The following is a 21,591-nucleotide window of genomic DNA, read 5'->3' on the forward strand; positions in this document are numbered from 1 at the left end:
TTAGATTATGATGGGATTTTTGTTTTGCAGGGAAGAATGATGAGTGTTATTCAAGTTGAAGAAAAGAAAGTAGAAGTGGGTAAAGTGCTTTGTGTTGGACGAAATTACGTTGAACATATTCATGAGCTTAATAATGCAATGCCTGAGCAAATGGTGGTATTTAATAAACCCGCAACTTCCGTATCAACAACTCTGCGTTCATTCCATCAAGAGCCCCTTCATTATGAGGCTGAAATCTGCTTTTTGATCAAGGATGGACGTTATTCAGCGGTTGGTTTGGGATTGGATCTGACCAAGCGTGGTTTGCAATCCTCGCTTAAAAATCAGGGGTTGCCGTGGGAGCGTGCTAAGGCATTTGATGGCTCTGCTGTGTTTAGTCGGTTTGTCTCTTTGGATAACATTGATATCAACGATCTTAACCTTGAGCTCTTAATTAACTGTGTTCGTGTACAAAAAGGTCACGTTAACCAAATGCTCTACCCGCCGCTAACTATCCTGGATGAATTAACCAGTTACACAACACTTCAAGATGGCGATGTAGTGATGACTGGTACACCAAAGGGCGTTGGTGAGGTACATGAAGGTGACATCTTCCTTGGTCGATTAAAGTGTGGCGATGTCACCTTGTTGGAGATTGAGTGGTTGGCGGATTAAAGCCAAATTCGTAGAACGAGAAATACCACCATACTGATAACCGTCGTTAAAAGAACATTTTTAGTAAAATACGCGATTAAAGCAGCCAGTACGGCAGCCAGTAAAAATGGGTTTTGCACATTGACGCTGAGCTCCCCATCGGGAATGAAAACGATCGGTGCCCAGATCGCAGTCAGTACTGCGGGGCTAGCGTAATTGAGTACTTTTTGAGTGCGCGTCCCTAATCGCAATGGTAGCTTGGGTTCTAAAAACAAGTAGCGGCTGGTGAAAACAAGTACCGTCATCAGCAAAATAGCCAACATGATCATTAGCGTTTCTCCTTTACTTGTTCCACAAAGTAACCAGTAAGCATGGCTAAAATGCTCGAAATCATCAAACTTCCCTCAATTTGATAATAGGTTAGGGCAACTGAGCTCACCAAAGACACAATAACACTCGCGAGCACCGCTGCATTTTTAATGGTGGGTACTACTATCGCGATAAAAGTAGCGGCTACAGCAAATTCCAAACCCATTTCGTTCAGTTCAGGGATTAGACTTCCCGCAATAATGCCCGTCAATGTCGCGACATTCCAAAACAGGTAAAAACTCAGACCAGCCCCAAGTGCATACCAGCGATTAAATTGTTTATCGGAATGGTGGCCTACAATCGCAAACAGCTCGTCAGTAAGTAAGAAGCCGAGTGATAATCGCCATTTTAGAGGGAGCGGTGCAATTTTACTGCGCATCGATACACTGTAGAGGAAGTGTCGAGAGGTGATAAAAAACGTTGTCAGTAACATGGTCACTAGGCCTGCTCCCGTTTTAATCATTCCCATCGCGACGAGCTGTGCAGAACCTGCGAACAAAATGGCGGATAGTGCTTGTCCTTCCAAAGGGTGAAGCCCAGTATCAATTGCGAATGAGCCTGCGAGTAAGCCCCAAGGAAGCACTGCGATACTCAGAGGCATCATCGCAAGTGTACCTTGCCAAAATAGCGTGGCTTTTGATTCTTTTTGTAACGGCAAAGTGTGGTCCATAGTTTCTTCTTATTTATTCCTAAATCAGATTACCAAGATAGCTCGGTAGTCGCATAACGCCTTGTACAATATTGCTGCTTTAGCTGTGACGGACGTATTGGCCGGGAGTGACGCCCATGGCTTTTTTAAAGTGTCGATGCAGATGGCTTTGATCATGGAAGCCACATTCTTGTGCCACGTCTGAAATTTTTTGTCCCATTTTTAATAGCTTCTTCGCCATACGTAAACGTTGCTGAATTTGATAGGCATGAGGCGGAAAGTCAAATTGCTTTTGAAACTCTCTCAGTAGATGAAAAGGGCTTAATCCAGACAGTTTCGCGAGTTCTTCTAGTGAGACGTCCGTTTGTGGAAAGTCTTCCAAAAATTCTCTGACGAGCTGCACTTGTCGCTGAGCTCTGGTTGACTCTTTCAGTGGTGCCCGATGAGTGCTGTGTTTACTGGCTAGCTTGATCAACGTGCCGTAAACCAAAGTTTCTCTCAATAAACGGTTGTCTGATTTTTCTAGTGTTTCAAATACCAATCGTAACTGACTAGCCAGCTCAGGATCGTAAACCACAGGTTGAGGGAAATAGGGCAGAGCTACATTTGGTGAACCAAGCTCTTGTCCTAAAGTTTGAAACTGCTGAGGTACAGGGTACATTGCTTTGTATTCCCAGCCGCCTTCCGAGGCTGAATGCCCGTTGTGTACTTCATCTGCATTAACAAGGATGATGCTGTCCTGTGGCGCTATATGATTCCCGCCCGTTCTAAAAAATTGTTGTGCCCCTTTTTCGATGACACCAATAGTGTAACCTTCGTGGCTATGGCGTGAAAAATTCTGCTTCTCATACTTTGCATCGAGAAGTTCTAAACCGCCGAGCTCTTGAGCTATCTTGAAGGTAGCGATTTCCTTATTCTTTTCTTTCATCTTTATCCGGTCTGCTCAAGAAAATCATTTTAGAAGTGTAACGGATCCATCGTGCTTATTTTTGTACAAAATTGCTATTCGATTTTGATAAACAGGCGAATTGATTGCTATTTTTCGGCTGGGCAAACTATGATTTTTATTTTTTGATTTATCTTGGCTATTTTGGGCTGGATGATGTCATTTTGTTGGTATAACATTCGCCGCCTTGTTGTAGAAAAGCGGTTCCATCATGATTGATTTATCTGTACTTCCTGTTTATCTCACCGCAGTAGTGGCTTTGTTGCTGTTACCAGGGCCCGATATGTTGCTGATAGCGAGCTCTAGTATGAGTTACGGTAAGAAGGTCGGTCTTTTTGCTAGCTTAGGCAATGCGACGTCTGGTGTTATTCTTACTTTGCTTGCTGCAATGGGCGTATCTACCCTGATTGCCATGAGCCCAATAGCCCTTAAAGTCCTTCATCTACTAGGTGGCGCTTACTTGCTAAAAATGGGTTGGGACTGCTTACGAGCTGAGGCATCTTCGGCTCCGGAGCTTGATGGTCAAAACAAAATGGCATCAACTTATTATCAACGTGCTTTGATGAGTAATTTGCTCAACCCTAAAGCCTTGGTCTTTTTTGTGATGTTTTTGCCGCAGTTTGTCTCAAGCAATATCACGGCATCTTCTGGTGAGCAGATGCTAGCGCTAGGGTTATTGTTGAACGTTCTTGGCTTGTCATTCAATTTATTACTTGTTGGGTTAGCAGGCACATTGGGCAAAGGGCTGCTCGAGAACGAAAAATTCCGCACGTATCAACATAAACTAATGGGGTTAGTGTTTGTTATTCTGGCGTTGTGGATGCTGAGTAGTTTCGCCTTGTAAAGTTATCATATTCCATCAGAAAGCCAGCAATTGCTGGCTTTTTGTTTTAGGATATTGGTGTTTCCTAAGGAGAGGGTATATGACGCTTGAATTTTGTTTAAATCCAGATCAAACAGACCTTGATTTTGTTCGTGAAGGTATTCGATCTTATAACCGACTGCATTTACCTGAAGGGGAAGTGCATGCTATAGGCTGTTTCGCAAAAGATGAGAATGGCAAGATCATGGGTGGCTTGACTGGCGAAATGTTTAAAAATACGGTGTTTGTTGAGTTTTTGTGGGTAGACGCTGAAAGTCGAACCTCTGGTCTCGGTAGCCAATTAATGTCGATGCTAGAACAAAGAGTAAAGCCTCATGGGGTTACCCATGTTTATTTGGATACCTACAGCTTTCAAGCTCTTGAGTTCTATCTCAAATTGGGTTTTGAGAAAGTGGGGCAGTACTCAGGCTATCCTGCAGAGGGCATCCACAAGTACTTTCTACAAAAGGAAATTGTAGGCTAGGGAAAGCACGGGTTAGCTTGACTTGTTCTAGTGAAAATCAAAAAAGAGGCGCGAATTTGCGCCTCTTGTTGTATCAAATATCTATGTTTCTCTTTGACTTACAAACTTTGCTGGTGCGCGTCGATAAGTTCGTTCATCTTCGCTTCTGCTGCTTGCTGTGCTTGTTCATAGCTCATATCCGCAGGGAAGAGGTTGATGACTTCGTAGTAACATTTTAGTTTTGGCTCAGTACCAGAAGGACGAACAATCACGCGAGATTGATCTTCTAGGTGATAAATCAATACGTCACTTGCTGGTAAGTCAATGGATTCTTCAGAGCCGTCGTCAAACATGCGAACCGATGTTTTAAGATCTTCGGTTACTGCAACTTTTTTACCAGCAATCTCTGTTGGTGGATTGGCTCGGAGTTTGTCGCCGATTGGTGGAGAGTTCGGGTCGAGAGCGATGCTGCGTTGTGCGTTGAAGTAGAAACCGTGCTCGCGGTACAGCTCTTCCAGTTTATCCCACAGTGTTTTGCCTTGCGCTTTAAGCTTGCCTGTTAGCTGTGAAAACGCGACGATTGCAGATAAACCATCTTTATCCCACACCTTGTTACCCACGGTATAACCGAGCGCTTCCTCATAAGCAAACAAGAATGGGTTGGTTTCTGTCTCTTGTTCCATGGCAACGTTAGTAAGCCATTTAAAGCCAGTTAATGTTTGATAGTATTGTGCGCCATGCGCCTTAGCGATGCTGCTCAGCATTCTTGAGGATACGATGGTGTTGCCAACCAAAGCGTTAGGTTGCTGTTCCAGCAAGTAATCGCCAAACAGTGAGCCCACCTGATCACCTGTTAGCATTTGATACTCGCCATCTGGGCGTTTAACTGCCACGGCAAAACGGTCCGCATCTGGATCGTTCGCGCAAGCGATATCGGCATCTACGGACTTACCTAATGCCATCACCATATCCATTGCACCGGCTTCTTCAGGGTTTGGGAAGTTGACGGTTGGGAAGCTTCCATCAGGTTCGCGCTGTTCCTTAACACTTGCCACTTTTTGGAAGCCTGCGTCGGCAAGTAGCGTTTCCGCCATATTCGCGCCAACGCCATGCATTGCGGTGTAAGCAATAGATATATCGGTATTGTTGTCAGGAGTAAGCAGCGCGTTTTCATTCATTGTCTTACGGTAAGTTTGGTAGTAGTCGTCTTCCAACCAAACTAACAAACCGTGCTGTTTTGCATCATCGAGAGACATTAAAGGTAATGGCTTCGTTGTTGCGTCATCAATTTTCGCTGCGATTCCAGAGTCGTGCGGAGGAATAATCTGTGCGCCATTTTCCCAATATACTTTAAAGCCATTGTATTCTGGTGGATTGTGGCTGGCAGTAACAACAACAGCGGCCGCCGCATTCAATGTACGGACACCAAACGCGACAATTGGGGTTGCTGCAACGTCATACGTTAGGTAAACCTTGATACCAAGGGCCGTCAGTACGGATGCGGTATCATGCGCGAATTGTTTTGAATCGGGACGACCATCGTAGCCAATAACGACACCACGACTCGCGGCATCTTTGACTTGCTCAAGCAAATAGTTCCCTAAACCAGTGGCGGTCTCTTGAATCACCAAGCGGTTCATTCGGTTTGGACCTGCGCCCACTTTTCCACGTAAGCCTGCAGTACCAAAGGCAAGGCGTGAGCCAAAGCGATCAGTAAGTTCTTGTTCATTGTTCGTATCGACGAGGTGTTGTAGCTCTTCACGAGTCTTAGGATCAGGGTCTCGTTCTAGCCATTGAGTAATTAGTGCTGTCATATCAGTCATTCCTTAGTAGGTGGAGCCTACTTTCTTGGACACTTCGTTTGGTAAGTATCTCAATGTTTTCTTTTAAATCAATGTAAATGGTTCTCAATTACATTTCAAAGAGGGCAATCGATAAACCGAATTAATTTTTCTTATCCGAACAAAATTTAATCATATTTAATTTCTTGAAGAACCTTGGAACTATAACTAGCCTTTTAACATAAATATAACAAACCGTGTCGAAATCGTAGTTTTTGTGATTTTTCGTAAAGTTGTTCGATATTTGCATCGGGACGCAAGGAAGCTCGCGTAGGCGTAGCGGCTGAGCAGAGGAGAGATCTTTTGAAAAGATTAACGACTACTCTAGCCTTATCACTGAATGTGATTTTAATCACATTTTCCTCTTTTGGTTGGTCAAAGGAAAATGACTACAACATGACAAAAGGGGTCACAGAGATAAGTGGGCAAGTGTATGAATTACATATGCTGATTTTCTATATCTGCTGTGTAATTGCTTTGATTGTTTTTGGTGTGATGTTCTATTCCATCTTCCGTCATCGCAAGTCAAAAGGAGCAGTTGCCGCACATTTCCATGAAAGTACAAAAGTGGAAATTATTTGGACGGTCATACCCATCATCATTCTTGTCGCTATGGCGATTCCCGCAACGAAAACTTTAGTCGCAATGGAAGACACAAGCCAATCGGATATCACGGTCAAGATCACAGGCTCGCAATGGAAATGGCATTACAGCTATTTTGGCGAAGATGTTGAGTTTTTTAGTTTGCTTGCCACCAGCCAAAAACAAATTGATGGAATCGAAGCTAAAGGCGCACATTACTTACTGGAAGTAGACAACCCTTTGGTGTTGCCTGTGAATCGCAAAGTGCGTTTTTTGATGACTTCTGATGATGTCATTCACTCTTGGTGGGTACCAGACTTTGCCGTCAAGAAAGACACCATTCCAGGTTTTATCAATGAAGCATGGACAAGAATTGATGAGCCAGGCGTATATCGCGGTCAGTGTGCGGAGCTATGTGGTCGTGCACACGGATTTATGCCAGTGGTGGTGCATGCGATGGAAGAAGAAAAGTTCGATGAATGGCTAGCGAGTAAGAAGGAAGAACTCGCGCTTCAAAAAGCGGCGGCACAAGAAGCGCTCTCTCAAGACTTATCTATGGACGAATTGATGGCGCAAGGCGAATCGATATACACGGCGCGTTGCGCTGTGTGTCATCAGGCAAATGGTGAGGGGATTCCGGGTGCATTTCCCGCGATTAAAGGCAGTCCTATTGCAACCGGAGATGTTACAGAGCACATAGATATTATTGTCAACGGTCGCCCGGGCACCGCAATGCAGGCTTTTTCTAATCAGTTAAGTGACAAAGAAATTGGCGCGGTTATCACATATCAACGAAATGCATGGGGCAACGATACTGGCGATACAGTGCAAGCATCCGATGTGAATGCCTTTAAGGCACAAGGCAGTGCTAAGGAGGAAATATGAGTAAGCCAATAGATAAGGCAGTGAAGTCTGCGCCAGCAGAAGCCAGTGCGAACAGTACCATTGCGATTGATGATGGTCACGAGCATCATGCCCCCCAGGGCATCACTCGTTGGTTGTATTCTACAAGTCATAAAGACATAGGCACCCTCTACCTTTGGTTTAGCTTTGCGATGTTTCTAACAGGTGGTGCGATGGCAATGATCATTCGTGCCGAACTGTTCCAGCCAGGGCTACAGCTAGTCGATCCGCAGTTTTTTAATCAAATGACCACGGTACACGGTTTAGTGATGGTATTTGGTGCGGTGATGCCAGCATTTACTGGTCTTGCTAACTGGATGATTCCGATGATGATCGGCGCTCCAGATATGGCGCTGCCGCGCATGAACAACTTGAGCTTTTGGATCTTACCTTTTGCATTTCTCATCTTGTTGAGCTCGTTGTTTTTACCTGGCGGCGGTCCTGATTTTGGTTGGACGTTTTATGCTCCGCTGTCCACGACTTATGGCCCGGATAGCACTGCGCTGTTTGTATTCTCTGTTCATATCATGGGTATCAGCTCCATTATGGGCGCGATCAACGTTATCGTGACGATCGTAAATATGCGAGCTCCGGGAATGACTTGGTTCAAGTTACCAATGTTTGTTTGGACTTGGTTAATTACCGCTTTCTTGTTGATCGCGGTTATGCCGGTACTAGCGGGTGCAGTGACCATGGTTCTTACTGACAAATATTTCGGGACTAGCTTCTTTGACGCAGCTGGTGGTGGTGACCCGGTAATGTTCCAACACATCTTTTGGTTCTTTGGTCACCCAGAAGTGTACATCATGATTTTACCGTCGTTTGGAATCATCTCCGCCATTCTGCCTGCTTTCAGTGGTAAGAAGCTGTTTGGTTATCATTCGATGGTTTACGCGACGTGCAGCATTGCATTGTTATCTTTCCTTGTGTGGGCGCACCACATGTTTACCACGGGGATGCCAGTTTTTGCTGAGCTCTTCTTCATGTATTGCACTATGCTGATTGCGGTACCAACGGGGGTTAAAGTCTTTAACTGGGTTGCCACCATGTGGCGTGGAGCTCTGACATTTGAAACGCCAATGTTGTTTGCCATTGCCTTTATTGTGCTTTTTACTATTGGCGGCTTCTCGGGACTGATGTTGGCGATTGTGCCGGCGGATTTCCAATATCATGACACTTACTTCGTGGTTGCCCATTTCCATTATGTGTTGGTATCTGGTGCGGTATTCTCGATCATGGCAGCAGCATACTACTGGCTACCTAAGTGGACGGGCAATATGTACGACCACAAGCTGAGTTTATGGCATTTCTGGTGCTCAATTATTTCCGTCAATGTCCTGTTTTTCCCAATGCACTTCCTAGGCTTAGCAGGCATGCCAAGGCGCATACCGGATTACGCCATTCAGTTTGCTGATGTTAATCAAATAGTATCAATTGGTGGGTTTGCATTTGGGTTGTCACAACTGATCTTCTTATGGTTGGTGATCAAGTGTATTCGTGGCGGGGAGAAGGCTTCTGCAAAACCGTGGGAACGTGCGGAAGGCTTAGAGTGGACAGTGCCAAGCCCTGCGCCGCATCATACGTTTACTACACCGCCTAAGATTGACTAGCAAAGAGTGGGGTGAGTGACATGAAACCGAATCCATCAAACAAGAAGCTCACCGTGAAGTTGCTTTTGGCGACCCTGTTAATGTTTGGCTTCGGCTATGCACTGGTCCCACTTTATGACGTGATGTGCGACGCACTGGGAATCAATGGAAAGACAAGTGAAGTAGCCGCCATTCAACCGACAGGTATGCAACCGGACATGAGCAGAACTGTTCGCGTGGAGTTTATGGCGCATGTCAGCCCAGATATGCCTTGGGAGTTTAGACCCAAAGTGATTTCGATGGATGTTCACCCAGGTGAAGTCGTACAAACCGAATACCTTGCATTTAATGAAAGCGGGCAGAAGTTGGTGGGGCAAGCCGTTCCTTCTGTTTCTCCCGGGACTGGAGCTGCTTACTTCAATAAGATTGAGTGTTTTTGCTTTAACCAGCAGCCTCTGGATGGTAAACAGCAAGCTCAAATGCCGTTGATTTTTTATATCGAACCGGACTTGCCGGAGTCTATACACACGTTAACGCTGTCTTACACACTCTATAAACTTCCCCCTCCTACAGGCTCTTAGCCACTCAGGGAGAGAGATACAGACCAAGGTTGGTCAGTAAGGAGAGAAATTATGAGTAACAAGCCAGGAACATATTATGTTCCCGCTCAAAGTAGCTGGCCGATCATCGGTGCATTTGCTCTGTTTTTGGTTGCTGTTGGCGCAGGCATGACCGTCCAGGGGACACAAAGTGACGGTGCAGTGGGAACCATTGGTGGCATTGTGCTAGCGGTGGGCTTCTTGTTCTTGCTTTACATGTTGGCTGGTTGGTTTAGTAATGTGATTACTGAATCACTGAGTGGAAAATACAGCTCGCAAATTACTCGTTCTTTTCGCCAAGGAATGAGCTGGTTTATCTTTTCTGAAGTGATGTTTTTTGGTGCCTTTTTTGGTGCCTTGTTCTACGCCAGAATGATTTCTGTGCCTTGGTTAGGTGGGGCAGATAATAACTTCATGACTAACGAAGTCCTGTGGCCAACCTTCGAAGCGATGTGGCCACTCACACTGACGCCGGGAGGAGAAACAACACAAGCTATGCCGTGGCAGGGCATACCCCTTACCAACACTATCTTGCTGCTATTGTCGTCTATTACGCTACATATGGCGCATATAAGCCTTGAACAAGACAAAAGAACGGCACTGATTGTTTGGTTAGAGATAACCATCGTACTTGCTGGCTTTTTCCTATATTACCAAGCGGTTGAGTATGTTCATGCTTATCAAGACATAGGGCTCACGTTGCAGTCCGGTATTTACGGTAACACGTTCTTCATGTTGACGGGGTTCCACGGTTTACACGTTTGTCTTGGGGCTATCTTCTTGATCGTGCTGCTGTTCAGAATCGCTAAAGATCACTTTTCGCCAAAGAACCATTTTGCCTTTCAAGCGGGCAGCTGGTATTGGCATTTCGTGGATGTGGTTTGGTTATGTCTGTTTGTGTTTGTTTACGTACTTTAGGCGCAGTGTGAACTCTTGGTTCGACTAATAAGGGCGAGGGTTTGGTGCTAGCCAACCCGAGCTGAGCGCAATAAGCAAAAGGACGACCACCAAAGCGGAGAACATGACTCGACGGCCTAAGTAATGACTCATGGGTTTGTCTCTTTTTTTAGGATTATCTGGGTCTTCACGAACCATTTCGATAAGCGCTTTTGCGAGGTTGAAGATAATGAAAAGCAGCAAAAGGACAAGCGTCAGTTTGAATAGAAATACGGTGGACATGGCACCTCCGGTTTCATCATTGTTGTTATCAAGACAATTATGGCTATCGAAACGGTTTTGGGTTGCAGTTGGTTTAACTGTGGTTGTGTTTTCTCTTTTGGTCAAACTGGGTTTTTGGCAGTTTGAGAGAGGGCAAGAAAAACAAGCATTGGAACAAGCCATTCTCGCGCGTGCGGATAGTGCGTACCGAGCACTAAGCGTCGTTCTTGAAGACAACGACTGGCGAGAGGAAAGTATCCTCGGGAAAAAAGTGGAAGTTAATGTTGTTCCTCAGGCGTTTCCCGTAATTTTGTTAGACAACCAAACGCATCAAGGCAGTGTGGGATATTTAGCATTTCAGATTGTATTGACGAGCGATGAGCCTAGTGCCTATGCGTTATTGGAGCTTGGTTTTGTCGAGGGAAGAGCAGAACGCTCAGTGTTACCAACGGTCACCAAACTCGATAATTCGATTTTCATCACAGGACGCCTGTACCGAAAATCTACTAATCCACTGAGCTCAGAGTTAATGCCGGAAGTTGGCGATGTTATTCGCGTGCAAAACCTAAACATCGCGCAATTGAATCAGCTACTGAATATTGAACTTATGCCCGCAGTCTTGCAGCCAGACAATTTAACTCGTTGGCCCTATGACTTTCCTTGGAATCCATTGCCACTCAATAGTGCCAAACATTTCGGCTATTCGATTCAATGGTTTTCGATGGCAGGTGTTTTCTTATTACTGACTTTAATTGTTTTTGTTCGTTGGCAAAAAAAGTTGCGTCACATGGAGGTGAAGCATGACATCTAAAGTAACCAAAGGACGACTAATGTTGATTGCGCTGGTTTGTACGTTCGCGCTTCCCGCTGTCATTGCAAAAGTCATTCTCACACAAGGGTGGTATCAAAGCGGAGTGACCAATAGAGGCGAGTTAGTCGAACCATACACGACGTTAGAGCAGCTTGGTCAAGAGTCACCTCTCAAAGACCATGGTTGGCAACTCGCTTATGTATTGCCTAACGAATGCACTGAACAGTGTAAACAGCAGCTTTACCTGCTTCAGCAAAGCCATGTTGCTTTAGGTAAGTATCAAGAGCGAGTAGTGCCAGTCGTTTGGCAGACTGAGCATTCAGATCCCATGGAAGTATCGATGTTAGCGATGCAAATGAATGAATTGGTTACCGCTAAAGTGAAACCTGGGCAAATGTTGATCGTTGATCCTCTTGGGCAACTGGTGATGTCTTACTCGCCGAAACCAAATGAGGACTTAGTCCTAATGAATAAAGGTATGTTGGCGGACTTACGCAAGCTCTTAAAACTGTCACGAGTCGGTTAGAGGAAGTGCATATGAAATTAATTCAGTTGGTTAGATTCAGTTTGCTCCTAACTCTCGTGGTGATCATGCTAGGGGCATATACTCGCCTTTCAGATGCAGGGTTAGGTTGCCCGGACTGGCCTGGTTGTTATGGGCACTTTTCTGTGCCGCATCAAGAAGAAGACGTCATACGTGCTAACCTGAACTTCCCCGAGCGGGCAGTAGAGCATGAGAAAGCATGGCTTGAGATGATTCATCGCTATTTTGCAGGAACGTTAGGTTTAGTCATTTTTGCGATGGCAGCGATATCAATAAGGTCTGAGCGTGTAAATTCAACCATTCCGATGTTGCTCAGCGTATTGGTGATTGGGCAGGCACTTTTGGGAATGTGGACAGTTACTCTTAAATTAATGCCCGTCATCGTGATGCTTCACTTGCTCGGTGGTTTTGTTTTATTGGCGTTACAGGCGATTTTTTACTGCCAATTAAAAGCGCAAAACAATCTCTATTTCTCTCCATCTTCTAGCTCTCTGAGAGGCTTTTCATTGTTGGTTTTCCTGGTTGTTTTGGTGCAAGTGCTCCTTGGAGGATGGACTTCGTCAAATTATGCTGCGCTGATGTGTACCACACTGCCGATTTGTGAGGGAGACTGGATGAGCCATCTCTCATGGAAAGAAGCGTTTTCTTTCTGGCAAACTGGATTCGAGAATTATGAATTTGGTGTCTTGGAGTATCCGGCAAGAATGACTATACACGTCACTCATCGTATAGGTGCTATTGTTACCGCCACCGTGGTATTGGCTTATAGTATTGGGCTTATGAGGCAAGATTCTCATCATTCACAGAGAATCGGAGGGTGGTTGTTATTCACTCTGGTGTGCCAAATTATGCTGGGTGTAAGCAACGTAGTATTTCAACTTCCTATCTATGTCGCGGTGGCGCACAACCTTGGTGCCGCTGTTATGTTGAGTCTCGTTTGTGTTAGCCAGTTTTACTTGTGGCAGGGTAAAACGGCTTGGAATTACACCGCGAAAGGAGTTCGCTATGAGTAAAGAAATCGCGCTGTCGTTAAATGGGCGAAAGCGACTAAGTTCAGTTTATTTGAAGTTAACGAAACCTAAAGTGGTGGCGTTAATGTTGGTGACGGCAGTAGTAGGGATGAGCTTAGCCCCGGTTGATGATTTCCCCTGGTTGCAGGCGGTAGTTGGCCTAACGGGGATTGGTCTGATGGCAGGGTCTGCGGCAGCGTTTAATCATCTAATTGACCGCCGAATTGATGCGAGAATGGCACGTACACACAAACGACCATTGCCATCGGGTGAGACTAAACCATCATCGGTGATAGCCTTCGCTACAGTTTTAGGTGTCTTAGGGTTTGTACTTCTCTATGCGATGGTCAACCCGCTGACGGCATGGTTGACTTTGATGAGTTTGCTCGGCTATGCGATGGTATACACAATGTACCTCAAACGTGCTACGCCCCAAAATATCGTCATTGCAGGGATTGCCGGTGCGATGCCGCCTCTTCTCGGTTGGACTGCTGTAACAGGGCAATTACATGCGAATGCTTGGCTGCTCGTGATGATCATTTTTATCTGGACGCCACCACATTTTTGGGCTCTGGCTATTCATCGTGTCGAGGATTACCGCAAGGTAGATATTCCCATGCTGCCAGTGACACACGGCATTGAGTACACCAAAACTTCTATTCTGTTGTATACGGTGCTATTGACTTTGGTTTGTGTCCTACCGGTTTTGGTTGGTATGGTCGGCGTGGTGTATCTTTTTGCCTCGCTACTACTCAATGCTGGCTTTATGTACCATGCATGGAAGCTAAAATATGCACCAGAGCCAAATACCGCGATGGAGACGTTTAAATTCTCTATATATCATCTTTTGGCGTTGTTCATTGCATTGCTTTCGGATCACTATATTGGTTTTTAACCTCTCTTAAAACAGAAAACGCCGCGTGGTTCGCGGCGTTTTTGGTTTTGATACTTTGGCTTTAAGATAAAGCTTTCTAGATTTATTGAATTTCTAGCAGTTCAACATCAAAGATCAAAACACTTGCTGGTGGAATTGGGCCAGAGCCACTCTTACCATAGCCAAGCGTGCTTGGTACGAAAAGGCGGATTTTCTCACCTTCTACCATGTATTGTAGACCTTCTTGCCAGCCTTTAATGACTTGGTTAAGACCAAATGAAATCGGCTCACCACGATTAACAGAGCTATCGAATACCGTGCCATCAATCAAGGTGCCGTGGTAGTGTACTTTTACTTTACTTGTTGCCGTTGGGTGAACCTCACCTTCGCCTTTTTCAAGAACCATGTATTGAAGGCCACTTTCTGTTGTGATGACGCCTTCTTTTTTCGCATTTTCTAGTAAGAATGCTTGGCCTTTGGCAAAGTTTTCATCTGCTACTTTATGGTTTGTCCAAGTACGGTAAATGAAAAAGCCCGCCAAAATAAAAATAATAAAAGGAAACAAAAATTTAGACACGTAATCTCCTTGTCTATTTAGGTTGTTTTAGCAAAAAGTTGATGGTTTCTGCCATGGCTTCAACGCTATCATGACCACCAGTAATCACTTGATATTTTCCGTTTACGATAAAGGCTGGAACGGAGTTAATTTGGCCGCGAGTCGTGATCGCTTCTGCCTTAGTGATGTACTCAAACAGCGTTTTTTGTTGTGCTTCATCTAAATGGTAAGGGCTGATAAGGTTGCGAGACTCAAAGGCTTTCTCAACAGCGATTTGGCGTTCCTCAGCCGTTGCATCGGCACCCATTTGCACAGCAGTAAAAAGATCTGCCATAAACGCTTTATCTGGTGTTGATTCAAGCTGCATTACGGCAGTATAGAAGATGATGGCGCTCACTTGTGCACTTTCATTGAACGTTACATGCATTTTTTCAACGCTTTGATCGGTCAATGATTCAATTTGAGGGACAAACTCTTCCATTGAGCGGCAGTGGCCACAAGTTAAAGAGAATGCTTCAGTCAGGGGAGCTAAATCATATTCTTCAAGGGATACTGGCAAAACTTCGTATTGTTTGCCTTGCTGAGGCTGACTCTTGCCGCTATCGCATGCCGACAAAGCCATTACGGCAACAACAACAGCAAAGCCTTTCGATATGGTTTTTAACATAGTAGTGCTCTAAATGAGAAATTTGCGTTAGTTTATCGGTTAACGATAGTGACTAAAACCATTAAATAACAATAAAGTGAGACCATTGGTAACAGACTTTGCCTGACGTATGGGCTGTAAGGGTAGGGTATTTTAGTGTTGCTTTTTATTTGAGAGATGATTTTGCATTGACTCCAGTGGCATGAACGCTGCATAGACAAACCAATCGGTGGACAAAAGCGCTAAAGATTCGGCGTGTTTTGTCGACACAATGAACAAGAGTTTTTCTACGTTGGTAATGGTATGAAGCATTGGTTTTTAATTGTTTGTGGCATTCTGGCCGGGTGCAGCAGCCTCGATCAAGATATGGTCCCTGGTGGGAACATTTTAGATACAGCTCCTAAATCAAACACTGAGCTGAGACACCCAGAGTGGGGATACCCGAGCGCATCCAATGTGGCTTCTTCCCCTCGTTCATATCAAACGGCGAGGGCGTCAGTAAAAAAGTCGCAAAACGTGACCTCTCTGGAAATGTTCCTGAGCAGGCATAACATTCCTCACGAGACGCTCAGTGGTGGTCACCTGATGATACGTTTGAAAGAGCAAGTGCATTTTCAAACGGGTTCTGCACGGTTATCTGCTCAATCTCAAGACTGGATTCGAAACATTGGTCACTATCTGGCTGGAAGAACTGATGTTGATGTCGTGATTGATGGTCATGCGGATAGCACGGGAGCTGAAAGCTTCAATGACACGCTATCTGAAAAGCGAGCTCGTGAAGTAGAAAAACAACTATTGGCGACGAGTATTCCACGTCAACGAGTGTTTTCTAGAGGCTTCGGAGAGTATGTACCGAAGTGCAGCAATGCGACAGCGAGTGGTAAAGCTTGCAATCGGCGCGTAGAGCTAACATTGATCGTGGATGAATAACGCAGACGTTAGGCGGTAATCTTCGTTGTGTTGTTCTCGCATACCCGTTATTTGCTTAGTGGAGTTTAAGTTCGGAGTTGAGCAAGAAGACTGAATAAGGAAAGCTCGCACGGCAACATTTAGCTAGAAAAAATAGAAAAGAGGCACCGTTAGGTGCCTCTTTTACATCCGCCAATGTTCATAGGGGGAACTTAGGCAAATTCTTTTTCAACGTAAGCGACGATGTCAGATGACTCGTATAACCACTGTGTCTCGCCATCTTTTTCGATACGAAGACAAGGGACTTTAACTCGCCCACCACCTTGCTCTAGTTCAGCTCGATGAGTCGGGTTATTTTTTGCATCACGTAGCTCAATGTTCACCGATTGACGCTTCATTGCACGGCGGACCTTTACGCAAAAAGGGCAGGCTTCAAATTGGTAAAGTGCGTATTGTTTCGCTTTTTCATCAATACGTTGCTGTTCTTCTGCGGTGCGCTTAATACCACGAGGTGAGAACACCGCGTTCAGCAATAAGATAACCTTGCCTAAAATCCAACGGATAAACTTCATAATGATCCCTTGATGTTCATTGGGTAATTGTCCTTTAAGAATGCAATCATGATGCTTGTTGCACTGAACGTGAAGTCTATCAGTTGTTTGAAATGGATAAAACCATGTATTTTATGCGGAAAATAGACGTTTAAACCAACCCCAAAAGCCACTTGCTGAAGCCGGACGGGCTTCTTTACCTTGATAAAAACTTTGCATGAGTTCGGTTCTGAATGCATCAACGTCCATGCGTTTTATGACAAGCTCATGCTGCAATGTATTTTGAGTCTGCTCGGCATGATCGTGCGCCAAGCTGAAATCCATATTTAAATAGCCTTGCGTGTATAACCAAAGGTGGGTGACTAAGATTAGGTCTTCAGCAGATTGGTTAGTAAACTTATCCGCGTGCTCATTACCCAAGGAGTCAGTCAGAACTTGCTGCATACGCTGGGTAGAGTGAGCATGTTGCTCGTAGTTAGCACTTGCTTCAATATGTGATTTGGTCAAAAGGCCAAGCAGGTGAAGAGTAGGTGCTGTTGTGGGTTTGTTCTCACAAACTTTTGTAAATAGTTGTGACTGTTCTTTTAACCAACGTCGCTTTGCTGCTTTATGTTCTTTAACAAAGGGGATTTCTTCAAATCCCATCTCTTGACTCAGTTCACTAAGAGACGTCATGGTTTTTTAGTTCCTTCACCGTTACTTCGATATGTTGATCATTGATATCAACAAAAATTGAGCTGCCAGTAATCATAACAGAAAGGCTAGTACCTCGGTCAAGGTGCTGACAAATCAAGTCGATAGCGTCATAGTCAAAGCTCTCTACGTTGACGGGAAGCATTGAGAACTTTCCTGACATTTTGTCCCACCAGACAGCCGCTTTGGTGTTATAAGTGTAAACTTTTACATGCTTTGCGAGGCGAGAAGCTTTCTTAATTCTGTCTGGTTCTGGTTCGCCAATTTCAATCCAGTGAGTAATGCTTTGATCATCGCCAACATGCCATAAATCAGGCTCTTCAATCGTAGAGAGTCCTTTTGTAAACTCCAGATTGCTTTGAGCATTTAAACAGTAAGCTAGAATGCGAGCCAACATTCGTTGCGGCTTTTCAGAAGGGTGGAGGGCGATAGTTAGATTTTTAGAATCGTAATAGTCATTATTCATATCGGAAATGGCGATACGAAATTTGTAAATGGTTGGTTTAAGAGCCATAGATTTATATCGTTTTGTTGGCAAAATAAGTTTTAGGCAAAAAAATAGCCAGCTTTAAAAGCTGGCTATCGTATCAAATTCTTTAAGAATTAAAGTACTTTGATTTGCTCTGCTTGAGGGCCTTTTTGACCTTGAGAGATAACAAATTCTACTTTCTGGCCTTCAACTAGAGTACGGAAGCCGTCACCAGTGATTGCAGAGAAGTGAGCAAATACGTCAGGACCGTTTTCTTGTTGAATGAAACCGAAGCCTTTAGTTTCGTTGAACCACTTAACTGTGCCAGTAGCTGTGTTAGACATGTCTATTTCCTAAATATCTAAATAATGTAATCTTTCGCCTCAACGGCGCTTATAGCGTGGAAAAATAAATTGCTATTGCGTACCACAGGACGACGGGTTACAAGTAATCCAACGAAATGTGAAAACAAAGAACTTTCTTTCTAGCCGTGTTTGAGTCTAGGTTAATTCCACGAAGAGTCAACATATATTAGTGCTTTATGGACAAATATTTGTATTTAGTCACTATTTAACCAGCATGTTTTTGATTAAATTTCAAATAAATGACGGTGATGTGAAGTTTTTTAGCATAAAATTCAACTAAATCTATAAATTTGACTTATTTATATAATTATTGTCCAATCTGGTTCGACCATTAAGGAGGATTTATGGCAAAGCGTAAAATCAGTCCTCAACCGAGTGGCTCACAACATGAGACCGACTTCGGCAGAGGTGAAATCAAAGACAACGCGCTAAAAGCGGTTGTTACCAGTCAGCTGTTCCAAACACGAGTCGTTAAAGCGAAAAAAGGTAAAGGTAGCTTCAGCCGTAAAATGAAGCATAGAGGCAAAGAGCCCTATTCAAAGTTCTCCCCAAGGTGGATTTTGAATAGGGCTTTTTTATTGGTACTAGGTGTTTGCAAAACTGATGATAGTCAATTTTTTAGTACCAGATAAGTTTTCCTAATTTATCATGTACTGCTTCAACTGCTTCAACTGCTTCAACTGCTTCAACTGCTTCAACTGCTTCAACTGCTTCAACTGCTTCAGCGAACCAGGCGTTGAAAGTACCAATTAAGTACTAAAACTTACTAAGTTAGATTCATATCAATAAGCGTCACTTCCTGTCTTATGCAACTCTACTATATCTTTAGTCTAATCAAACAGCCGAGATTATGGTTTAAAAAGACTGGTGAGAAGTAGGTATGTCATCAACGAGTTATGGTACTTATGGTTGCAAATGTAAAAAAGCGTGTGCTTCTTTATTACTAGTGTGGCTGTCCATTTGTCCGATGGCGCATGCGCACAAATCAGAGTCTCATTCTTTAATTGTTGCTAACTCCAAAGCGTGGAAGCCGTTCTCTTACCTTAGCCCAGATGGTGAACCTAAAGGTATTTTAATCGACTTTTGGAAAGAGTACGCGGCGAACAACCAAATCGACGTTCAGTTTCTCCTTTTGGATTGGGATGCTTCTTTACAAGCCGTAAAAGAGGGTAAGGCTGACTTTCACGGAGGACTTGTCTACTCGCCCGAAAGAGCGAAGTATATGGACTTTGGCGCAGTCATAATGCCTATCCAAACCAAACTGTACGTAAATAAAGATGTACTTTCGGTTGATATCAGGAGTGTTTTAACTGGCGAAATGACGCTGCCAATTGGCGTTGTTAAAGGAAGTTACGAGTCTGAGTTTGTTCAGACGAATTATCCAAATGCACCTATTGCAGAGTACATTAACAATGATTCGATGATACAAGCAGCCGTCGATAAAAAGGTGCTGTACTTTGTTGCAGACCTGCAAGTTGCTAACTTTTATATGGCAACCACGCCGGGAGCGGGTATGTTTGTCCCGACAATTAGCTTGTATAGTAAAGATCTTCGGATTGCTAAAGGAATGCATAGTGCAACTTCCATTTTAGAGGTATCAAGAGCGTTTGAAAAAGTCATTGATACGGATCGTGAGCGGATCCTTACCCGTTGGAGTGTGGTGAAAACGGTTTATCCACTTTATCTTTTCCCTATTGCTATTTTCATTATGGCGATTGCAACGCTTTATCATATTTTTGCCCTCAAACGTATGGTTGCTCTTCGGACAAGGCAATTAACGATTGCCAATCAGCAATTGCTGGAGATGACGTTGACGGATTCTCTCACAAAGCTATACAACCGTAGACACCTGATTGAGCAATTGGCGCTACTGAATCATTTGAAGCGAAACTTAACGGTGATGGTGTTTGATATTGATGATTTTAAATCAATCAATGATCGATATGGCCACCTTGCTGGAGACCGAGCAATAGTTGCCATCGCAGAAGCCGCTAAGTCGATGACTGATGACCGAATGACATTGGCGAGAATTGGAGGAGAAGAGTTCGCACTCGTTACGTCTTCTCTGTCAGAGCGAGAAGCGCTCAATTTTGCCAATATGCTTTGTAAAGCCGTTTACGATCAGCCTGTTATACTGGGCGGACAAGCAATTCATTTGAGTATCAGTTTGGGCTGTGCTTACTATCCTGAGTTTACCCACATCGTGAGCTTGCAAGATGCTGACGAGTTGATGTATCAAGGTAAGTCTGAAGGAAAGAATCGTGCAGTTTTCCAAGTTATAACAGACTGTCAGCTTCAACCTGCGCTTCGTCAAGTGAATTAGATCTCGCTAATTCAACTGATGCTTCAAACCATCCTCAAGCCTCAAAGTTTTAGTCAGAGTAACGTGGTAAGCGTTGACGATCACGTTGCGTTGTTTTCTTTGAGGCCAATTTGCGTACAAATACTTGCACTTTCATATATATAACCCCCCACCTGCTCACGTTTTTATCATAGAAGCAGTAATTGTTTCAAAGTGATAAGCGATTTCTTGGTAAAGATCAGAACCCCTGTCTACACTCAGTGTAAAGTAATGCATATAAAGCATGATGCATACAGTGTTGTACAAAAACAATTAAAGAAGATAAGAAATAAGTTGGCTTGAGAAGGACGGGGAATGAACAACGAATGCTTTGCTAGGTTCCGAGCTGTCACGGATGAACTGTCAATGAAAGAATCGTTGTCAGTTGGGAAAGACCCTTATGCTCACTATCTCAAAGATATTGTGGGCATTGATTTGTTGTCTCGTGAAGAGGAGTTGCATTACGCCAAACTTAATCGAGCTGGTGATGAAGAAGCGCGCGAAATGTTGATTGAGTCTAATCTTCGACTTGTTGTGAAAATCGCAAAAGGCTACCTCAAACGGCCAGGCAATAACTTTACTCTGCTCGATTTAATAGAAGAAGGTAATATTGGTTTGATAAAAGCGGTCGATAAGTTCGATCCTGAGCCAGGCTACCGTTTTTCTACTTATGCGGTATGGTGGATTCGCGAGAATATAGAAGCGGCATTAATGAACAATGGCCGAACGGTACGTTTACCTGCTCATGTGTGCAAAGAGATAAATAGTCTGGCTTTAAAAAAGCTCGATGCGTCAAAAAGTGAGAGCAAGGAGTTGTCTATTTCTGAACTCTCACGCTGCTCAGGGGTGAAAGCAGAGCGTATAGATGAACTTGTTGCGCTTAGTGGCTTTATTGATGTATCGACCACTGCGGACCTACATCGCGTTCCATTTGTTCTTGAACTGTGTGAAAGTGAGTATACGCCAGATCCACAACAAGACTGTGAAAACCAGTGCTTTACTCAAGCTATTGAAAATATTATTAAAACTTTGCCAATTAAGTTGCAGAAAGTCTTGATCCATCGATTCGGATTATTTGACCAGAGAGTGAAAACCTTGTCGGAAATAGGCCTGTTATTAAACGTGTCTAACGAGCGTGTTCGTCAGATGCAGATAGAGGCGGTTGAACGCGTGCAGAAACGTCTCCGATTCGATGGTTGGGTTTAAGATTTTTAGCCCCTTATCCTAG

26 protein-coding genes are annotated in these 21,591 nt (G+C 44.1%); 15 read left to right on the plus strand and 11 right to left on the minus strand.

Annotation, left to right across the window (positions count from 1 at the left end):
- Positions 1 to 39 precede the first annotated feature (39 nt).
- Positions 40 to 654 carry a fumarylacetoacetate hydrolase family protein gene (locus R8N46_RS02880; protein WP_017635857.1) on the plus strand — a complete coding sequence of 205 codons (615 nt, stop codon included), beginning with the start codon at positions 40 to 42 and terminating at the stop codon, positions 652 to 654.
- Here R8N46_RS02880 and R8N46_RS02885 read toward each other — a convergent pair.
- From R8N46_RS02885 to R8N46_RS02895, 3 genes are all read right to left on the minus strand, one after another.
- The gene (locus R8N46_RS02885; RefSeq protein ID WP_005385193.1) at positions 651 to 962 is read right to left on the minus strand and encodes an AzlD domain-containing protein; all 312 of its coding nucleotides are present in this window, start codon (positions 960 to 962) and stop codon (positions 651 to 653) included. The two genes, R8N46_RS02880 and R8N46_RS02885, sit on opposite strands and share 4 nt — an antisense overlap.
- Positions 962 to 1,672, minus strand: a complete 711-nt coding sequence (locus R8N46_RS02890) for an AzlC family ABC transporter permease (RefSeq protein WP_054574397.1) — start codon at positions 1,670 to 1,672, stop codon at positions 962 to 964. The genes R8N46_RS02885 and R8N46_RS02890 overlap by 1 nt, the downstream gene beginning before the upstream one ends.
- Before the next feature lie 79 nt (positions 1,673 to 1,751).
- The gene (locus R8N46_RS02895) at positions 1,752 to 2,579 is read right to left on the minus strand and encodes an AraC family transcriptional regulator (RefSeq protein WP_054574396.1); all 828 of its coding nucleotides are present in this window, start codon (positions 2,577 to 2,579) and stop codon (positions 1,752 to 1,754) included.
- 229 nt (positions 2,580 to 2,808) lie between these two features.
- Here R8N46_RS02895 and R8N46_RS02900 point away from each other — a divergent pair, with 229 nt between their 5' ends.
- Complete coding sequence (locus R8N46_RS02900; RefSeq protein WP_005375522.1) at positions 2,809 to 3,441, plus strand: LysE family translocator; 633 nt, start codon at positions 2,809 to 2,811, stop codon at positions 3,439 to 3,441.
- 79 nt (positions 3,442 to 3,520) lie between these two features.
- Positions 3,521 to 3,943, plus strand: a complete 423-nt coding sequence (locus R8N46_RS02905) for a GNAT family N-acetyltransferase (RefSeq protein WP_054574395.1) — start codon at positions 3,521 to 3,523, stop codon at positions 3,941 to 3,943.
- Between the two features lie 98 nt (positions 3,944 to 4,041).
- Here the strand turns inward: R8N46_RS02905 and R8N46_RS02910 are convergent, their stop codons facing one another.
- On the minus strand, positions 4,042 to 5,736 hold the full coding sequence (locus tag R8N46_RS02910; protein WP_025768465.1) for a phospho-sugar mutase: 1,695 nt from the start codon (positions 5,734 to 5,736) through the stop codon (positions 4,042 to 4,044).
- A 330-nt stretch (positions 5,737 to 6,066) separates the two neighbouring features.
- On the opposite strand from R8N46_RS02910, the gene coxB reads away from it, so the two are divergent.
- The 4 genes from coxB to R8N46_RS02930 are packed head-to-tail and all read left to right on the plus strand — an operon-like array spanning position 6,067 to position 10,354.
- Positions 6,067 to 7,230, plus strand: coding sequence for a cytochrome c oxidase subunit II (coxB, locus tag R8N46_RS02915; protein ID WP_171345465.1), 1,164 nt, complete (start codon positions 6,067 to 6,069; stop codon positions 7,228 to 7,230).
- A complete protein-coding gene (gene ctaD / locus R8N46_RS02920; protein ID WP_005375510.1) occupies positions 7,227 to 8,858 on the plus strand; it encodes a cytochrome c oxidase subunit I in 1,632 nt (543 codons plus the stop codon). Before coxB ends, ctaD begins: the two co-directional genes overlap by 4 nt.
- 20 nt (positions 8,859 to 8,878) lie before the next feature.
- Positions 8,879 to 9,418: a cytochrome c oxidase assembly protein gene (locus R8N46_RS02925; RefSeq protein WP_005385211.1), complete on the plus strand. Its 540-nt coding sequence runs from the start codon at positions 8,879 to 8,881 to the stop codon at positions 9,416 to 9,418.
- Positions 9,419 to 9,469: 51 nt separating this feature from the next.
- A complete protein-coding gene (locus R8N46_RS02930; RefSeq protein ID WP_182016673.1) occupies positions 9,470 to 10,354 on the plus strand; it encodes a cytochrome c oxidase subunit 3 in 885 nt (294 codons plus the stop codon).
- Positions 10,355 to 10,378: 24 nt separating this feature from the next.
- On the opposite strand, the gene R8N46_RS02935 is transcribed toward R8N46_RS02930, so the two are convergent.
- Entirely contained in the window at positions 10,379 to 10,615 is a 237-nt protein-coding gene (locus R8N46_RS02935) for a DUF2909 domain-containing protein (RefSeq protein ID WP_161440793.1), read from the minus strand.
- Here R8N46_RS02935 and R8N46_RS02940 point away from each other — a divergent pair.
- The 4 genes from R8N46_RS02940 to cyoE are packed head-to-tail and all read left to right on the plus strand — an operon-like array spanning position 10,614 to position 13,854.
- Entirely contained in the window at positions 10,614 to 11,405 is a 792-nt protein-coding gene (locus tag R8N46_RS02940) for an SURF1 family protein (protein ID WP_213972197.1), read from the plus strand. The two genes, R8N46_RS02935 and R8N46_RS02940, sit on opposite strands and share 2 nt — an antisense overlap.
- On the plus strand, positions 11,395 to 11,931 hold the full coding sequence (locus tag R8N46_RS02945; RefSeq protein WP_033906820.1) for a hypothetical protein: 537 nt from the start codon (positions 11,395 to 11,397) through the stop codon (positions 11,929 to 11,931). The genes R8N46_RS02940 and R8N46_RS02945 overlap by 11 nt, the downstream gene beginning before the upstream one ends.
- Positions 11,932 to 11,942: 11 nt before the next feature.
- A complete protein-coding gene (locus tag R8N46_RS02950; RefSeq protein ID WP_033906821.1) occupies positions 11,943 to 12,962 on the plus strand; it encodes a COX15/CtaA family protein in 1,020 nt (339 codons plus the stop codon).
- Positions 12,955 to 13,854 carry a heme o synthase gene (gene cyoE / locus R8N46_RS02955; RefSeq protein ID WP_005385222.1) on the plus strand — a complete coding sequence of 300 codons (900 nt, stop codon included), beginning with the start codon at positions 12,955 to 12,957 and terminating at the stop codon, positions 13,852 to 13,854. Before R8N46_RS02950 ends, cyoE begins: the two co-directional genes overlap by 8 nt.
- Positions 13,855 to 13,936: 82 nt before the next feature.
- On the opposite strand, the gene R8N46_RS02960 is transcribed toward cyoE, so the two are convergent.
- Complete coding sequence (locus R8N46_RS02960) at positions 13,937 to 14,410, minus strand: FKBP-type peptidyl-prolyl cis-trans isomerase (protein WP_171345464.1); 474 nt, start codon at positions 14,408 to 14,410, stop codon at positions 13,937 to 13,939.
- 13 nt (positions 14,411 to 14,423) lie between these two features.
- Positions 14,424 to 15,056 carry a thiol:disulfide interchange protein DsbA/DsbL gene (locus R8N46_RS02965; protein WP_005375635.1) on the minus strand — a complete coding sequence of 211 codons (633 nt, stop codon included), beginning with the start codon at positions 15,054 to 15,056 and terminating at the stop codon, positions 14,424 to 14,426.
- A 282-nt stretch (positions 15,057 to 15,338) separates the two neighbouring features.
- Between R8N46_RS02965 and R8N46_RS02970 the strand changes: the two genes are divergently transcribed.
- Positions 15,339 to 15,965 carry an OmpA family protein gene (locus R8N46_RS02970; RefSeq protein WP_025768460.1) on the plus strand — a complete coding sequence of 209 codons (627 nt, stop codon included), beginning with the start codon at positions 15,339 to 15,341 and terminating at the stop codon, positions 15,963 to 15,965.
- 191 nt (positions 15,966 to 16,156) lie between these two features.
- Here R8N46_RS02970 and R8N46_RS02975 read toward each other — a convergent pair whose 3' ends face one another.
- The 4 genes from R8N46_RS02975 to R8N46_RS02990 all read right to left on the minus strand — a co-directional run bounded on the left by R8N46_RS02975 (position 16,157) and on the right by R8N46_RS02990 (position 18,001).
- Positions 16,157 to 16,516 (minus strand): glutaredoxin family protein, encoded by a 360-nt coding sequence (locus R8N46_RS02975; RefSeq protein ID WP_005375631.1) that lies wholly within the window; start codon positions 16,514 to 16,516, stop codon positions 16,157 to 16,159.
- 111 nt (positions 16,517 to 16,627) lie between these two features.
- On the minus strand, positions 16,628 to 17,170 hold the full coding sequence (locus R8N46_RS02980; RefSeq protein ID WP_005375629.1) for a hypothetical protein: 543 nt from the start codon (positions 17,168 to 17,170) through the stop codon (positions 16,628 to 16,630).
- Positions 17,157 to 17,702, minus strand: coding sequence for a YaeQ family protein (locus R8N46_RS02985; protein ID WP_005375627.1), 546 nt, complete (start codon positions 17,700 to 17,702; stop codon positions 17,157 to 17,159). Before R8N46_RS02985 ends, R8N46_RS02980 begins: the two co-directional genes overlap by 14 nt.
- Positions 17,703 to 17,791: 89 nt before the next feature.
- Positions 17,792 to 18,001 carry a cold-shock protein gene (locus R8N46_RS02990; RefSeq protein ID WP_005375625.1) on the minus strand — a complete coding sequence of 70 codons (210 nt, stop codon included), beginning with the start codon at positions 17,999 to 18,001 and terminating at the stop codon, positions 17,792 to 17,794.
- A 365-nt stretch (positions 18,002 to 18,366) separates the two neighbouring features.
- Between R8N46_RS02990 and R8N46_RS02995 the strand changes: the two genes are divergently transcribed.
- The 3 genes from R8N46_RS02995 (at position 18,367) to R8N46_RS03005 (ending at position 21,569) form a co-directional block, all read left to right on the plus strand.
- Positions 18,367 to 18,654, plus strand: a complete 288-nt coding sequence (locus R8N46_RS02995; RefSeq protein WP_171345463.1) for an alternative ribosome-rescue factor A — start codon at positions 18,367 to 18,369, stop codon at positions 18,652 to 18,654.
- A 248-nt stretch (positions 18,655 to 18,902) separates the two neighbouring features.
- Positions 18,903 to 20,345, plus strand: a complete 1,443-nt coding sequence (locus R8N46_RS03000; protein WP_171345462.1) for a diguanylate cyclase domain-containing protein — start codon at positions 18,903 to 18,905, stop codon at positions 20,343 to 20,345.
- A 333-nt stretch (positions 20,346 to 20,678) separates the two neighbouring features.
- On the plus strand, positions 20,679 to 21,569 hold the full coding sequence (locus tag R8N46_RS03005) for an RNA polymerase sigma factor RpoD/SigA (protein ID WP_025768458.1): 891 nt from the start codon (positions 20,679 to 20,681) through the stop codon (positions 21,567 to 21,569).
- Positions 21,570 to 21,591 lie beyond the last annotated feature (22 nt).

Source organism: Vibrio sp. 1874, from assembly GCF_033344395.1.
GTDB lineage: Bacteria > Pseudomonadota > Gammaproteobacteria > Enterobacterales > Vibrionaceae > Vibrio > Vibrio alginolyticus.

What these genes read in the sequence shown, in the direction of transcription:
- R8N46_RS02925 (WP_005385211.1), top strand. Translation starts at nt 8,879, where the DNA reads ATGAAACCGAATCCATCAAACAAGAAGCTCACCGTGAAGTTGCTTTTG.
- R8N46_RS02990 (WP_005375625.1), bottom strand. Translation starts at nt 18,001, where the DNA reads ATGTCTAACACAGCTACTGGCACAGTTAAGTGGTTCAACGAAACTAAA.
- R8N46_RS02900 (WP_005375522.1), top strand. Translation starts at nt 2,809, where the DNA reads ATGATTGATTTATCTGTACTTCCTGTTTATCTCACCGCAGTAGTGGCT.
- R8N46_RS02985 (WP_005375627.1), bottom strand. Translation starts at nt 17,702, where the DNA reads ATGGCTCTTAAACCAACCATTTACAAATTTCGTATCGCCATTTCCGAT.
- R8N46_RS02980 (WP_005375629.1), bottom strand. Translation starts at nt 17,170, where the DNA reads ATGACGTCTCTTAGTGAACTGAGTCAAGAGATGGGATTTGAAGAAATC.
- R8N46_RS02950 (WP_033906821.1), top strand. Translation starts at nt 11,943, where the DNA reads ATGAAATTAATTCAGTTGGTTAGATTCAGTTTGCTCCTAACTCTCGTG.
- R8N46_RS02970 (WP_025768460.1), top strand. Translation starts at nt 15,339, where the DNA reads ATGAAGCATTGGTTTTTAATTGTTTGTGGCATTCTGGCCGGGTGCAGC.
- R8N46_RS02880 (WP_017635857.1), top strand. Translation starts at nt 40, where the DNA reads ATGAGTGTTATTCAAGTTGAAGAAAAGAAAGTAGAAGTGGGTAAAGTG.
- cyoE (WP_005385222.1), top strand. Translation starts at nt 12,955, where the DNA reads ATGAGTAAAGAAATCGCGCTGTCGTTAAATGGGCGAAAGCGACTAAGT.
- R8N46_RS02975 (WP_005375631.1), bottom strand. Translation starts at nt 16,516, where the DNA reads ATGAAGTTTATCCGTTGGATTTTAGGCAAGGTTATCTTATTGCTGAAC.
- R8N46_RS03005 (WP_025768458.1), top strand. Translation starts at nt 20,679, where the DNA reads ATGAACAACGAATGCTTTGCTAGGTTCCGAGCTGTCACGGATGAACTG.
- R8N46_RS02885 (WP_005385193.1), bottom strand. Translation starts at nt 962, where the DNA reads ATGATCATGTTGGCTATTTTGCTGATGACGGTACTTGTTTTCACCAGC.
- R8N46_RS02910 (WP_025768465.1), bottom strand. Translation starts at nt 5,736, where the DNA reads ATGACAGCACTAATTACTCAATGGCTAGAACGAGACCCTGATCCTAAG.
- R8N46_RS02935 (WP_161440793.1), bottom strand. Translation starts at nt 10,615, where the DNA reads ATGTCCACCGTATTTCTATTCAAACTGACGCTTGTCCTTTTGCTGCTT.
- R8N46_RS02965 (WP_005375635.1), bottom strand. Translation starts at nt 15,056, where the DNA reads ATGTTAAAAACCATATCGAAAGGCTTTGCTGTTGTTGTTGCCGTAATG.
- R8N46_RS02940 (WP_213972197.1), top strand. Translation starts at nt 10,614, where the DNA reads ATGGCACCTCCGGTTTCATCATTGTTGTTATCAAGACAATTATGGCTA.
- R8N46_RS02995 (WP_171345463.1), top strand. Translation starts at nt 18,367, where the DNA reads ATGGCAAAGCGTAAAATCAGTCCTCAACCGAGTGGCTCACAACATGAG.
- R8N46_RS02905 (WP_054574395.1), top strand. Translation starts at nt 3,521, where the DNA reads ATGACGCTTGAATTTTGTTTAAATCCAGATCAAACAGACCTTGATTTT.
- R8N46_RS02930 (WP_182016673.1), top strand. Translation starts at nt 9,470, where the DNA reads ATGAGTAACAAGCCAGGAACATATTATGTTCCCGCTCAAAGTAGCTGG.
- R8N46_RS02895 (WP_054574396.1), bottom strand. Translation starts at nt 2,579, where the DNA reads ATGAAAGAAAAGAATAAGGAAATCGCTACCTTCAAGATAGCTCAAGAG.
- R8N46_RS02945 (WP_033906820.1), top strand. Translation starts at nt 11,395, where the DNA reads ATGACATCTAAAGTAACCAAAGGACGACTAATGTTGATTGCGCTGGTT.
- ctaD (WP_005375510.1), top strand. Translation starts at nt 7,227, where the DNA reads ATGAGTAAGCCAATAGATAAGGCAGTGAAGTCTGCGCCAGCAGAAGCC.
- R8N46_RS03000 (WP_171345462.1), top strand. Translation starts at nt 18,903, where the DNA reads ATGTCATCAACGAGTTATGGTACTTATGGTTGCAAATGTAAAAAAGCG.
- R8N46_RS02890 (WP_054574397.1), bottom strand. Translation starts at nt 1,672, where the DNA reads ATGGACCACACTTTGCCGTTACAAAAAGAATCAAAAGCCACGCTATTT.